At 68.1% G+C, this 13,458-nt stretch carries 10 protein-coding genes and 2 pseudogenes; 6 read left to right on the plus strand and 6 right to left on the minus strand.

Annotated features, from left to right (window positions below; translation table 11 throughout):
• Positions 1-51: 51 nt before the first annotated feature.
• Both ACG83_RS03385 and ACG83_RS03390 read right to left on the minus strand, forming a co-directional pair.
• Positions 52-885, minus strand: coding sequence for an enoyl-CoA hydratase-related protein (locus tag ACG83_RS03385; protein WP_054564662.1), 834 nt, complete (start codon positions 883-885; stop codon positions 52-54).
• The gene (locus ACG83_RS03390) at positions 882-1,916 is read right to left on the minus strand and encodes a TIGR03617 family F420-dependent LLM class oxidoreductase (protein WP_054564663.1); all 1,035 of its coding nucleotides are present in this window, start codon (positions 1,914-1,916) and stop codon (positions 882-884) included. Before ACG83_RS03390 ends, ACG83_RS03385 begins: the two co-directional genes overlap by 4 nt.
• Positions 1,917-1,997: 81 nt before the next feature.
• On the opposite strand from ACG83_RS03390, the gene ACG83_RS03395 reads away from it, so the two are divergent.
• The 3 genes from ACG83_RS03395 (at position 1,998) to ACG83_RS03405 (ending at position 5,495) form a co-directional block, all read left to right on the plus strand.
• Positions 1,998-2,648 carry a TetR/AcrR family transcriptional regulator gene (locus ACG83_RS03395; protein WP_054564664.1) on the plus strand — a complete coding sequence of 217 codons (651 nt, stop codon included), beginning with the start codon at positions 1,998-2,000 and terminating at the stop codon, positions 2,646-2,648.
• Between the two features lie 23 nt (positions 2,649-2,671).
• Positions 2,672-3,820 (plus strand): acyl-CoA dehydrogenase family protein, encoded by a 1,149-nt coding sequence (locus tag ACG83_RS03400; protein WP_255354679.1) that lies wholly within the window; start codon positions 2,672-2,674, stop codon positions 3,818-3,820.
• A 976-nt stretch (positions 3,821-4,796) separates the two neighbouring features.
• Positions 4,797-5,495, plus strand: coding sequence for a hypothetical protein (locus ACG83_RS03405; protein WP_054564665.1), 699 nt, complete (start codon positions 4,797-4,799; stop codon positions 5,493-5,495).
• Between the two features lie 449 nt (positions 5,496-5,944).
• Here the strand turns inward: ACG83_RS03405 and ACG83_RS47865 are convergent.
• A pseudogene (locus ACG83_RS47865) lies at positions 5,945-6,025 on the minus strand (DDE-type integrase/transposase/recombinase); the annotation flags it as partial.
• 63 nt (positions 6,026-6,088) lie between these two features.
• Here ACG83_RS47865 and ACG83_RS46435 point away from each other — a divergent pair.
• Positions 6,089-6,304, plus strand: a pseudogene (locus ACG83_RS46435) (hypothetical protein); the annotation flags it as partial.
• A gap of 134 nt (positions 6,305-6,438) precedes the next feature.
• Here ACG83_RS46435 and ACG83_RS03415 read toward each other — a convergent pair.
• Entirely contained in the window at positions 6,439-9,105 is a 2,667-nt protein-coding gene (locus tag ACG83_RS03415) for a CHAT domain-containing protein (protein ID WP_054564667.1), read from the minus strand.
• 55 nt (positions 9,106-9,160) lie between these two features.
• A complete protein-coding gene (locus ACG83_RS03420) occupies positions 9,161-9,961 on the minus strand; it encodes a hypothetical protein (protein ID WP_054564668.1) in 801 nt (266 codons plus the stop codon).
• A 1,120-nt stretch (positions 9,962-11,081) separates the two neighbouring features.
• Between ACG83_RS03420 and ACG83_RS43845 the strand changes: the two genes are divergently transcribed.
• The gene (locus ACG83_RS43845; protein ID WP_152991245.1) at positions 11,082-11,660 is read left to right on the plus strand and encodes a hypothetical protein; all 579 of its coding nucleotides are present in this window, start codon (positions 11,082-11,084) and stop codon (positions 11,658-11,660) included.
• 15 nt (positions 11,661-11,675) lie between these two features.
• On the plus strand, positions 11,676-12,179 hold the full coding sequence (locus ACG83_RS43850) for an effector-associated domain EAD1-containing protein (RefSeq protein WP_152991246.1): 504 nt from the start codon (positions 11,676-11,678) through the stop codon (positions 12,177-12,179).
• A 7-nt stretch (positions 12,180-12,186) separates the two neighbouring features.
• Here ACG83_RS43850 and ACG83_RS03425 read toward each other — a convergent pair whose 3' ends face one another.
• Positions 12,187-12,510: a hypothetical protein gene (locus ACG83_RS03425; RefSeq protein WP_054564669.1), complete on the minus strand. Its 324-nt coding sequence runs from the start codon at positions 12,508-12,510 to the stop codon at positions 12,187-12,189.
• Between the last annotated feature and the right edge of the window lie 948 nt (positions 12,511-13,458).

Genomic DNA, 13,458 nt, shown 5'->3' on the forward strand with positions numbered 1-13,458 from the left:
CGCGGGATTCCTTCCGTCGCAGTACTCGGCCGTGTACTCGGCCGTGCGGGATCAGGGCGCCGGCCGGAGATCCTCGAAGGCCGGGGCGCGTTGTTCCCGCTGAGCGCTCAGGCTCTCCAGGCAGTCGTCCGGGTGGTACATGCCGGCCTGCCACAACGCGACGAGGTCGAGGCCGTCGTCGACCGCGTGGTCGCGGGCGTGGTTCAGGGAGTGCTTCGAGCCCCAGACCGCGAGCGGGCTCTTCGCGGCGATCTCCCGGGCGATCTCCGACACTCCGGTCAGCAGGGCTTCGTGGTCGTCGAACACCGCGTTGACGAACCCGACGGACTCGGCGCGGGCGGCCGGCAGGCGCATTCCCCGGTAGGCCATCTCGCGGGCGACGCCCTCGGGCATGACCTTCGGCAGCCGCTGCAGCTGGCCCACCTCGGCGGTGATGCCGATGTTGGTCTCCTGGACCAGGAAGAACGCGTCCCTGGTGGCGTAGCGCAGGTCGCACGCCGAGACCATGCCGAGGCCGGCGCCGACACAGCCGCCCTGGATCGCGGCGATCACCGGGACCCGGGCCCGCTCCAGCGTCGTGAACGTCTCCTGCAGCGACCGGATGCCCTGGTACAGCACAGCCCGCTTGCGGCCGGGCTCATCACCGCCGCCGCTCGCGCGGAACATCCCGCCGTCGAACACGCCGAGGTCGAGACCGGCGCAGAAGTGCCGGCCGGTGGAGGAGATCACGATCACCCGGGCACGGGCCTCACGGTCGATCTCCTCGACCAGCGTGCGCAGCTCCGCCCAGAACGACGGGATCAGCGAGTTCTTCCGCTCCGGCCGGTTCAGCCGCAGATACGCGACCCCGTCCTCGTAGCGGACGTCGAAGCAGGTCAGGCTCATCCCACCGCCTCCTCGACGGGCTGCTTGAGCTTCTCGATCACCGGCGCCCAGGCCTCGGGGTCGTCCGCGTAGGGCACGTTGAGGCGCAGGCCGGTCACGAGCCGGCCGAACCGGTCCCGGACGACATCCGCCAGGCTGCCGGCGTCGGCCACGACCGCGAGCGTGTGCAGGATGTCGTCGTCCACGAGGCCGGCCATCTCCTCCCAGCGCTGGTCCACCGACAGGCGATGGGCCTCGCCGTGCAGGTCGCCCCAGCCGTGGTGGTCGAGAACGGCGCGGTAGGCAGGCGTCGACGCGTAGAAGGCGACCTGGCGGCGCACCCGGTCGATCTCGGGCTCCAGGTCGGCGCCCGCCGGGCCGGTCGCGAGCAGCACCGGCAGGCACACCTCCACCGCACCGTCGGCGCGACCAGCCCGCGCGAGGCCGCGACGCAGCGCCGGCAGTGTCACCTCCGCCAGGTAGGAGGGGCTGGTGAACGCGTGGCACATCAGCCCGTCGGCGACCTCGCCGGCGACCTCGGTCATCCGCGGGCCGACCGCCGCCAGGAACACCCGCGGCGGCCCGAACGGGTTCGGGCCGGGCTGGAACAGCGGGTTCGACAGCGTGTGCCGGTAGAAGGTGCCCTCGAACCGCAGGCGTCCACCGGGCTGCCAGCTCTCCCAGATCGCCTGCAGCGCGAGCACGAACTCCCGCATCCGTGCCGCGGGGTGCGACCACGGCATCGAGAACCGGCGGGTGATGTGCGCCTTCACCTGTGACCCCAGGCCGAGGATGAACCGCCCACCGGTCAGGACCTGCAGGTCGTTCGCGACCATCGCCGTCGTCATCGGGTTGCGGGCGAAGGCGACGGCCACGTTGGTGCCGAGGTCGACATCCGCCGCACCGGCGGCCAGCGCGACCGGCAGGAACGGGTCGTGCGCCGCCTCCGCCGCGAACAGCCGGTCATAGCCCACCGACGCGGCGAGACCCGCGCCGCGCGCCGCGGACTCACGGTCCGCGAGCGAGTGCGGCAGCCCTCCGTCAATCTTCACATCGACTCCAACATCATTCCAGATGGCGGATCTCGATCCAGACTTCCTACATCATTCTGGGTAGCACAATATGATTCTGATATGACGAACGCAATCGGTCGTCCGAGCCGGGTGGCGACCCGCATCGCGGCCCGGACGGCCGCGGAGCGTCGCCGCCCCGACTACACGGCCGAGGTGTCCGCGCTGATCGACGCGGCGCGGCACATCATCGAGACGACCGGCACGGCGGGGAAGGCACGGGTGGCCGACATCGTCGCCGCCGCCGGTCTGTCGAACGACGCGTTCTACCGGCACTTCCCGTCGAAGGACGCCCTGGTCGCGGCACTCATCGAGGACGGCGCCGAACGCGTCGCGGCGGCCATCGCCCGCCGGATGGCCGCCGAGCCGTCCGCCGAAGGCAGGATCCGGGTGTGGGTCGAGGGGACACTGGCCCAGACCGACGCGTCGCAGGCCGCGTCGACCGCGGCCGTGCTGTGGAACAGCAGCACCCTCAACTCGTCCATCCCGACGGGAGACCACGCGGCGAAGATCCCTCTGGCCAGGCTTCTCCACGAGCCGTTCGCCAGCCTCGGCAGCACCACCCCCGGACTCGACGCGGAACTCGTCACCCACGCCGTCTTCGGGCGGGTCGGTGGCCATCTGCGAGCGGGCACCCGGGTGACTCCCGGTGAGAAGGAGCGACTCCTGAGGTTCTGCCTGTCCACGCCACTCGACGGGCGGCAGCAGGCCTAGCGCCCGGCCAAGGAGGAGATGGCTTGCCCACGTCCCCGTTCACGTCCCCATTCGCGTCTCCGTTCGCGTCCACCCCCGAGCAGGATGAACTGCGCCGCACGGTGCGCACGTTCATGGCGCAGAAGTCGCCGGAGGCCGAGGTCCGGCGGCTGATGGCCACGACGATGGGCTACGACCCCGCCACCTGGGCCAGCCTCGGACACGACCTCGGCCTCGTCGGCATCCTGGTACCACCTGAGCTCGGCGGCGCCGGGGCGACCTTCGTCGAACTGTCCATCGTGCTGGAGGAGATGGGGCGCCGGCTGTTCTGCGGGCCCTACCTCTCCACCGCCGTCCTCGCCGTGACCACCCTGCTGGAGTCCGGCGACGAGACCGCACAGCGACGCTGGCTGCCCGGCATCGCCACCGGGGACACCGTGGCGACTCTCGCCCTGACCGAGGACGACGGGCGGTGGGACGAAGGCGGAATCACCGTGACCGCGACACCGGACGGGACGGGCTGGGCACTCAGCGGAGCCAAGCAGTACGTCCTCGACGGACACACCGCCGACCTCGTTCTGACAGCCGCCCGCACCACCCGGGGCGTCTCACTGTTCGCCGTTCCCGGTGACGCTCCCGGAATGTCCCGGACACCGATGACGACGCTCGACCAAACCCGCAAGCAGGCGCGGATCGAGCTGAACGACGCCCCGGCGACACTCATCGGCGCGGACGGTCACGGCTGGCCCGTCCTCGAACGCGTCCTCGACGCCGCCGCCGTGGCGCTCGCCGCCGAACAGGCCGGCGGCGCCCGGTTCGCCCTCGACATGACAGTCCAGTACGCCAAGGACCGCATCCAGTTCGGGCGCCCCATCGGCAGCTTCCAGGCGATCAAACACAGCTGTGCGGACACGATGCTGGAAGTCGAATCGGCCACGTCGGCGGCGCGCTACGCCGCCTGGTGCGCGGCCACCCACGACGACCTGCTGGCCGAAGTCAGCGCCATCGCCGGCACCTACTGCTCGGACGCGTACCTCCACGCCGCGTCGGCCTGCATCCAGATCCACGGCGGCATGGGCTTCACCTGGGAACACCCGGCGCACCTCTACTACCGGCGGGCGGCGTCCTCACGACTCCTCTTCGGCGCACCCGACCACTGGCGAAGTCTGCTCGCGGACCGGATCGGATCCTGAACGAGTACGAGGCGGCCCCGGACGGGCAGAAAGGCGCGATCCTGCGCCGGGAGAACCTGTGCTCGGCGCATATCGTGGAGTGGTGTAAAGCCCGTGAAGCGGGCGCGCTGGCGGGCCTGTCGAAACCGAAGGGCCGCCCACCGGTCGCAGGGCCGCGGGCTGGTGGCGCTGCCTGCGCGGGATCGGCTCCGGGCGCGGCGGAGCCGGGCTTTCCCGCACCTGGTGCCGGCGGTTCTTCGACCACTACAACAACCACCACCGCCACTCCGGGATCGGTCTGCTCACCCCGACCGTCGTGCACCACGGCCAGGCCGACACCGTCCGCCAGGCCCGCGCCAGCGCGCTCGACGCCGCCTACGCCGCACACCCCGAACGGTTCGTCCGCCGACCCCCGACCCCCGACCCGAGCTTCCCAAGCCCGCGTGGATCAACCGACCCGACGACCAGGACACCGACCGGCAGGCCAACTAATTTCCCGAAGATCCTGACTCAAACAGCTTGAGGGATTCCGCCGCACAGGTTAAAGATCAAAATCAGCGGAACCACTACCGGCGGATCCGCGTCAGATGGGAGCGGATCAGGTCGGGGCCGTTTCCGGGCCACCATTCCCTGTTCCAGGCACATGCTTCGGACGCCGGGGAAAGGGGAGGGCCAAGAAGAGGAACTCGCCCAAACCGCGGATATTCCGCGCGCCATTATGCACCCGGAGACGCGCTGCTGAATTTCCCTGGCCCGGGTCGCCGCCCGTCGTAACATCGCCGCGCGGCCTGCTGCCCCTCGGTAGCTGCCGTCCGTCGCCACCCATACGGCTACGGACTAGTCGAAGCGCCTGGCGACATGGTGATGACCCTGGTCGGTCGACCTGGCTTGGACCTGTTACGAAAACCGAGCCGGTGATCCTGGCCGGAGCCAGGATGATTCCCCATGTCTCCGGTGAGAGCCCAGGGCGCTCGGAAACCGACAAGAGAGAGCAGCAGTGAACCAGAGCATCGAACGTGAATCAGCAGGCATCACCCGCGGGCCCGCCCGGCGACGGCACCGGCTCCTGCGCGGGATGGCGACCGCGGCACTCGCCACGACGATGGGGGTGAGCCTCGCGGGGACGGCGCTCGCCGATACACCCCAACGCGCGGCGCTCGGAGAGGGCCGTCCCACCAAGCATGCCTGCATCACCGCTGACGGGACCAATCTCAACGAGTTCTTCCACATCAGACAGCAGATCATCGGTCCCCCCACCTGCCGTACCGCCGTCGCGGGTGAACCGTGGGTCCGCATCGGACCGGGGTGGGTCACGGCGGCCAGCGCCGCCACCGCGGTCTACCCCGCCGATTACACGCCGACGAAGCCCAACCCGATCGACGACTTCAACTCGAAATTCCTCCGCGCCCGCTTCGTGGTGGACATCGGCACGCCCCAGGAGAAGTCGTTCGGCTTCGGTCGGAAGGCACTGCGTACCGGGTTCTTCACGGAGGACGGACTTCCGTTCTCCCAGCCTGTCTCGCCGCCGCTCAGACCCCTCAGGGTCGGCCAGCACACCTCCACCGTCTTCCTCACGCTGCGGGCCCGGCACTGCGACGGGCTGGGTACGGTCCCGGACGAGAACTGCCTGCCCGCTGGCGAGTTCGCATACACCGGGAACACCCCCTTTGAGGTCGTTCCGCGACCCGTCCACTAGGGACACACAGCATACGGACGTCGCTGCCCCCGCCACGAAACGTCACACGGCAGGGCTGTCCAGATCTCTCCTCGCCCACGCGGTCGGCTGCCCGGCAGCCATCTGTGACGAGATCAAACAGAGGACAGTTCTGACCAGCCCCGGCCACCAGGCCGGCAGAGACGACCGGGGCTTTGGAGCACGAGTCGCGGCTCGATCATGATCCACCGCTGCCCGGCTTCGACGGCAGTCTCGTACGAGGGTGGAGCGGGGCGACGAACCGCTAAGCTGCAGTTACAAGTCGTCCTCACATCGCTTTGGATGGCTGTTGCATCGGCGGAGTCCGCTGTGCCGCGGCTGTCGATCAGTCGTGATCGACAGCCGCCGACGTCGTACCTGTCCACCGGTTCCGGCGGTGTCGGAGTTCGCGGGGTTTCGGTTCCCGCCTGAGATGATCGTCCTGGCCGTGCGGTGGTCGACCGCCCGGGACACATAGGTCCAGCGGCCGGAGACTTGACATACGTCTCATCCACGAACCACCTCTCGCCAGGCCAGTGTCCCGAGATCACCGTTCGCCCGGTCTCTACGAGGCTCCTGGTCAGGGACGATGCCCAGTGAGCACCCGGCCAGCAACCTCGCCCGACGGATCGAACACACGTTCCGTAGACCTGCCGGGTCCGAACGGCACCGCCCGCATGGTGACCGTGATCGTGGGAACCGTCGTCGGACTCGCCTTCCTCTTCGGCCTCGGCAACGTCGCCACGCTCGGCATCCGCTTCGGGGTCCCGACCTACGTCGCGATCCTCGTGGCACCCGCAGTCGACCTCTCGCGCAGCTCTTCCCGAGGAGCCCCGGAGGCTGGGCGTTATGGCCTGCGGGGTGGGGTTTCTTCGGGTCCGATCGCCCAAACCGGAGGTGCGCAGAGTGGATCGCCGGGGCCTTGAAGAACGCGGTCAGCTGCGCCTTACGCCCCGGTGAGGATGAACGGTGCCCAGTAGCACGGGTGCGAAAAGGGGCGCTCGTCCGGGGGGCCACCGAGCATCAGGTTTGTGTAGGCAGGCAGGAACTGGGTCTGACCCTGCTCGATCCTCGCTTCGTATACGGCGGCCAGCGACGCGCGGGTGCTGTCGCGAAGCCAGAGCTGAGCGTCGCGCAGGGCCGCTGCGGGGTCCGCGTCATGGCCGGTCAGGTTGTCGTAGAACCGCTGCATCAGCAATGCGGTGCTCCGGTCTTCGACCGCCCACAGGCTACTCACCACCGCCGCGGCGCCGGCTTGAAGGAACACGTTGATCAGGCCCTCGGCCTCGTCCCACGACAGACTCAAGTCCACCATCCCCGTGTCGCAGGCCGAAAGGGAGACCAGCCGGACGCTGCGCAGGTCCTGGCGGAGGATGTCTTCGAAGGACAGCCCGCTCTCCTGGAGGCGCAGGACTGGCGGTGGCGTCCAGGCCATGCGGAACCTCGCCCCCGTCAGGGCCCAGTCCGCCCCGTGGCACGCGAGGTGGACGATGGGCGCGGCAGGCATGCGTCGCAGCAGCTCCGTCCGGGTCGCCCGCCCGTCCAGCAGCGGGCTCGACCCCAGGGTGGCGGCCACCATGTCCAGCTCCTCCGGGACATTCGGCAGCGGCGGCAGAGAGTCGTACCGGCTGACGCCGGCGACGAGCGCGGGCCCACGCGCCGCCGGACGGTCACGGCGCCGCGTCGCCAGGGCAAGTGCGTATGCGGATGGGATGTAGCTCACCGTCAGGTCGTCGAGGAGGCACCACGGCGCCGCGGTGTCTCGCGGTGCCGCCGCATGGATCGGGAGAAACTGCAGACCTGCTGTCGGGATCACCACGATGCTGGATGTTCCGAGCTCACGCAGCCGGTCCCGCAGCTTCCCTGCGACGGCCTCCCACAGCTCTCCGCAAACGTCGAGGACCCTGTCCTGCCACAGTTCCCATTCGCGCAGTCCATCGTTGCGCTCCGTGTATGCGGAGAACCACCCGGGCGCCGCCTCCTCCCCGGCGAGCCACTGGAGGACCGCCGCGTTCGTGAGCGACGGGAACGCCAGCACGTTCTCGGGTGCTACATGCTCATCACCGTGGGCCACGATGAACACCGCTCCGCCGGTCGGGCTGAGCAGCGGCACGACCAGCGCGGTTCCAGGTTCAGCGGGGGACATCGCGGCCACTGTCAGGTGTTCCGGCTCTCGTGCCGGCTGGACGCGCGGGATTCGCTCCACCAGGCTGGCGAGCTGCCCTCGCAGGACCCCCAGGCGCCGAGTGTCCTGCGAGTCGTGTATGCCGCCGTACTGCGCGGCTTCCAGCTCGCGGATCTGGCTGGTCAGGCGCGTCAGCTCGGCGCGTTCCCCGGCAGTCACGCCCGTGTCCCCGCTCAGGCCGGCGCCCTCGGTCCAGCGCAGCGCGTCGGTGAGTAGCTGGGCCTTGCCGGATTCCAGGGTCGTGAGGGCCTCGTCGAGCCGTCCCAGCTGGAAGTAGCAGTAGGCGAGGCCGCTCGCCAGCCCTGCCAGGCTTCCCTCAGGGCGGAAGCCGGCCGCTGCCGCGCGCCGACCGGCCACAGATCTGGCCTGGCCCACGGACGACCGCGCAAGTGCCAGCGCATCCTCGAACCGTTCGAGCGCCTCGTCCCAGCGCCGCTCCCGCAGGAGAAGGTGGCCAAGGAAGGCCAGCGCCTCGCGCCGGTCGGCCGCGCGCTCCGACCCGGTCAACGTGTCGACGGCCGCCTCCAGCCGCTCGATGGCCACGTCGATTCCACCGGTGGGAAAACCGAGCGCGAGCCGCGCCACTGAGACCTGGATGCGTGCCCAGCCGGCGCGGTCCTCGTCCATCCTCATGAACGTCAGCGCCTGGAGGTAATGATCGATAGCCTTGTCGAGGACGTCCTCACCGTCGGTGTCGGCGCAGTGCTCACCGTAGTAATCGCCGAGAAGCACGTGAACCCGCGTGGTCTTGCGCAACGAACCGTTCCGTGTATACGCCGTCATCGCCCTGTGCAGGCAGTCCGCCGCGTTCTCCCCGGCCACCGCTTGCTGGGCGCCTCCGGCGCGCAGCAGTGTCGCGCCGATCTCGGTCTGGGCGTCGGCCCAGAGGTCCGATCCCTCCCGGCCTTCGAGCCACCGCGACGCCTCACGGAAAAGGCTAAGCGCGATACCTATGTCCATCGGCCCCAGGCCGCTACCCACGCTCCTGTCCCGGTACGCCCGGCCACGGGCAAGGCGGGCGGCGACACGTAGTTCGGTGTCGCCCTCGTCATCGATCTCAAGTGAGTCGGAGTGCTCCAGGACCTGGCTGAGGTTCTCCTCGTGCGAGCCCAGAACGCGCCGGTCATACGCTATCGCCAGCCGCGCGCGAATACGGTCATGGTTGCGGACGAAGAGGAAGTCCAAACGGACGTCAGCTGGCTTTGCGCCGTCATTCAATGGCCGCTTGTACACGAGCCGCAGTGCCTCGGTGTAGCTGGCGATGGCCAGTTCGACATCATCCGCGCTCACGGGACGCGATCGGGCGAGGTAGGCGTCGCCAAGGCTGGTCAATGCCTCGATCGCGACCGCCTGGGCGCCGACGTCTCTCGCCCCGTCGAGCAGCTGGGCCGCCTTGCATAACGGCGACAGCGCCGCCGTCGGGCCCAAGCTGTCCAATCGCTGACGACCCCGGCGTACGAGCACAGCGGCTCGTACGGCCCGGTCACGCAACATGGTAAGACTCGACGAGCCGCCACCCCGCCTCACCCGCCGGGGCGATGCTGGAGATGCGTTCAAGCGCCCTGAGCGCCCTGGTGAACGCCGCCGGCGTCAGCGGTTCCAGGCCGAACTCCTGGCGCTGCCGGTCGGTCTCGGCCCGCAGCTCCCCCTCCGTCGCGGCCTTGTCGTCGCGGTCGGCGGCAGCCTGGGCGAAGGACCAGAACACGCTTGCCTCGTCCTCACCGATCGCCGTCGTGACCGAGCCCATGAAAGCCTGGATGACGGTGAGGGCACCCGCGGCGATGAGTAGCGGGTTCGGACTCGCCAGTGCCGCCTGCAGCGCCACCGTCGTGGCGGAGGCAAGCTTGACCAGCTCCGCGAGGTCGACGCGGAAGTTCTTCAGCTTGAGGCTCCTGGCGCCGTCCACGCCGCCTGGCGCGAGCGTGATGGCGCGTTCCACCGCTTGCGCATCGGCGTCGAGATCGACGTCCACGGCGGCGAGGACCCATGGCATCACGGCCGCGGCCTCGCCGCCGGCCAGCGCGAGCATCGCGTCCTGGGCTGTGAGCCGCCCCGCCAGCAACGACCGACCAGCCTCGGACCCCGAGAGCAGCCGCACGACGGTGAGCGCCGCGGCGGGATGTCCGGAGACCTGTTCCGGGTCGCCCAGCACCGCGATCGAGGCGTCGAGCCCGGCGCCGATGACGTCCCACTGATCCGGCGCAAGCTGACGCCGCAACGTGGGATAAATCCTGTTCACCGCGACCAGAACCAGCTGCGGATCGCTGCTGGAAGCAACGGTCATTCCGCCTACCCCCGACCCGTGCCCGTACGTCGGGCGGGTGTCGCCCACAGTGCATTGTGCGGTATCGCTCGGTTGGACATCAGGGTTCTACACCGACTACCGGGAAACCATCAGCCCGATCTGGAGCTGACGACGGCGTGCGGGAACCGGGATAGCTGGCGGCTACTCATCACCCAGGTCAGGAACGCCCGCAGCGAGCGTCTCGCCTGGTCGAGGTGGGTGGCGTGCCAGCCGTCGATGTCCGTCTGGGTGAGGGTCTCCAGCCGTCCGGCCGCGCTCGTCGAGCCACGCCAGGAACAGCCGGGCCTGGGTGAACTGCTCAGCAGCGGTCTTGAGGCTGTGCGTGGTCAGCGGGCACGCGGTCGCCCGGTGGCGGAGCCGGGGAAGCTGGGACCACTTCGCCGGGAGTGCCGTCGGAGTAGCGGCCCAGGCAAGCCAGCGGCAGGTGTTGGATCTCGGTACGTCGCGCTCCGGACGACGCCTTCGGTGATGCCAACGCCGAGCCGTCGCTGCCGGCGACTACTTCACCCGACGCGACCCCGAACGCGCCCTGCGCCGCCTGACCCGCCAAGCCAACGCCCTCGGCTACACCGTCCGCTCGACGCCATCCCCGAGGCCGCCTGAGCCGGGCACCGCCGTCACCTCACGTTATTCTTCGGGTCAGTATCAGGTCTGCACCAGCATCTGCCGCAGGAACGCCGCCGCGGGAATCTCGATCTCAGCGGCCCGGTGCGGTGGGAGCGGCCATCGCCTGGCGCAACGCGAGCGCGTCCTGCCCGAACATCACCCGAGGCGGTCCCCCAACACGGCGCCCGCCCCCGAGTTACCGCCAGCCGAAGGCTCGGCGCAGGCCAGCACAATCCGCGCCCTCGCTGCCAGACGCCGCGGCCCCGACGCCACCAGGCGGCCGAGCTCTGCGCGATCCTCATCTGACAACGCAAGGGCCGCAGCAGGAAGCGACCCCAACACGGTATACGACTTATGTCGGTGATCTCAGGTGCAGGGGACTAGACGAAGATCTTGCTCAAAGGCAAGCTGCGGGATGGATTACGTAGAGCCGACCCCTCCCGCGCATGCTTTAGCGGTATCGTGATGCAGAGGCAAGGGTGGCATATACGGCATGAGGCAAGACGGGGGAAAGATGCAGGACGGCGCGGGAATGCAAGTGCGCGTAAGCGACGGCCTTCTGTATATCGGGTTTAACGTTTACAATCTTCGCAGCATAACGCAGGTGTCTCGCGAACTCCGCATTGTTGGCTACGCTGGTATCCGGCTACAGCGAATTTCGCAGGCCTTGCCGTGGTTCATCCCTAGCTTCCTGTGGATTCTCTTCACCTCAACGTTTGGCAGCAATGAGGCTGCACCCTGGATAGTCACTCTGACCGCGGTCGTCGGCTTTGCGATTATTGCGCCAATCCTCCAGCCGAGTCGACATATCTTTGTAATGACACTCGGGAGCGGTGATGCCCGCGTAGACGCCCTGGCTAGCCGAGACCCCGGCGCGATCGATTCCGCGGTTCATCTGATCATCGAAGCCCTGAAGCACAAAGAGGACTATAAAGTAGAAACGCTGGTCCACAACGTGATGAACATTGAAAGAATAGGGAACATTGATAACCGCGGTGGACAGGTCGGGAACAGGGTCGTGATAGGTGCCAAGGCTGCGCCTTCCGGCAGACCCGTCGGCGGCCTTGAGTGAGAGGAGTGCCAAGTCGTGGGAATCGAGTACCCGCACCGGGATGGTGAACGCTCGCCGCAGATCAATGTAGGAGATATCGAAAATTTTGACAATCGCGACGGCTTTTTTGGCATATCGTTCTATGGTGATCTCGGAAATGGGGTCAATCGCCACTCTGGCCCCGCGAACCGCTCCCACGTGTCGCCGAACGAAAACGCCACGGGGGTCGACTCTGAGGCTGCCCGGGCGACTTCAGGGAATCCAGGAATCTTTACGGAATTGGAAATTGAGGCGCTAGCTAAGATCTATCGCGACCCACAGTCCGCCCGTGAAGTCCTAGCGCGAGCGGGTCTGCCGGTTCAACGACTGCCAGCATGGAGCGATTCACTCAGTTTCTGGCGTCGAGTTGGCGAACTGGTCGGGCATGGGGTCGTGGCAAATGGCAGGCGAAAAATTCTTTCTGCCGCATGTTTTGATTTCCCGGCGAACTCAATACTGGCAACTGCCCTGCGAAGCGAGAACATGAACGAGAGTTGGTGACGTCACCTTAAATGAAGCGTAAGGTGATATTACGTGAGCATGCTGCCAACTTGTACACCCCATGGGTCGCCTCGGTGGCACCGCGGGCGGGACGCCACAGCAGCCGTTCACCCCGCGCCAACCAGCAGGCGAGGAAGACCGCCGCCAGCAGATGCCCACCCAGCATCATCGGCCCGCCGTGCACCAGATCCACACCACGCGCGGCGAGATCGCCCGCCTGGGAGCCACCCGCACCCGCATGGTGATGGCCGGGCGGAGTGGACATCGCGAAGGCCACATGCAGACAGGACTGCACCGCCATCACAAGTCCGACCAGACGCGGCGCGGTCACCCACACTCCAGCCAGCTCCCACCCGGCCCGCCAGGTCAACAAAAACCCGACAACGGTAACCAGGAGAGGCGGTGGGGGTGCGGTCGAGACCGCGTGCGCACCCATCCCGAGCAGATAGCAAGCGCGGCAAACGCACCGGACCGGAAGACACAGCCCAGCGGGGAAGCGGCCCACACCGGACGAGGCGTCGTCGGCACCGGCCAGGCATCACCCGACCGCAGGGGCACCGCGACGCCCACGGACAGAAGTGTAGAAGCAGCAAAGTCACGGCTGTCAGGCCACCCAGTCAAAGGTGGCTCGCTCTGAACCCTAACCCAAACGTCACACGACGTGACGACACGGTCGCGGTCATCGCCCAAGCAACCCTGCCGCCGCTACGCTTCGCAGCCAAGGGCCGCCAGTACATTCAGGGAATCGAACCAAAAGATCAACGCCCCGACCTGGACATCTGCTACTCGATCAAGCATCGAATCTCGTAGCTCTTACCTATTTGCCCAGGTCAGGGCATTGTTACGCATCGTGGTGGAGGTGGCGGGAATCGAACCCTTCGACCGGCCGCGCGACCGAGAGTGCGATTAGACAATAGTGCCTGCAAGATAAGGGGTTTCTGGGAACGGACGGGTGCGGACGATGGCCGCCGAAGGGCCGAAAGTGGGCCCGGCGTCCGCACCATGTCCGCACCGGCGGTCCCATGACGATGTGCCGCTGCGTGGTCTCGCCTGGCCCGAGCCGGCCATCGGCGGCGGCGCCGCCGATGGCCGGCTCGCGGCGTAGCCGATCAGGACTGGGGTAGGGCTGCCGCGGACAGCACGAACCCGGCAGGACCGTGGAGGCTGGTGGGCGTCTGGGCGACGTTGATGCCATCCGCCGTTGGGTGCGGCCTCTAGATCTCACAGACAGGCACGGCCCAGGCAGGCCGCACCGGTGGTACATCGAACGAAGGTTCGG

This window comes from Frankia sp. R43 (genome assembly GCF_001306465.1).
GTDB lineage: Bacteria > Actinomycetota > Actinomycetes > Frankiales > Frankiaceae > Parafrankia > Parafrankia irregularis.

Excerpts from the sequence above, each read along its gene's own strand:
- ACG83_RS03385 (WP_054564662.1), bottom strand. The coding sequence starts at position 885 with ATGAGCCTGACCTGCTTCGACGTCCGCTACGAGGACGGGGTCGCGTAT.
- ACG83_RS03395 (WP_054564664.1), top strand. The coding sequence starts at position 1,998 with ATGACGAACGCAATCGGTCGTCCGAGCCGGGTGGCGACCCGCATCGCG.
- ACG83_RS43845 (WP_152991245.1), top strand. The coding sequence starts at position 11,082 with ATGAGGCAAGACGGGGGAAAGATGCAGGACGGCGCGGGAATGCAAGTG.
- ACG83_RS03420 (WP_054564668.1), bottom strand. The coding sequence starts at position 9,961 with ATGACCGTTGCTTCCAGCAGCGATCCGCAGCTGGTTCTGGTCGCGGTG.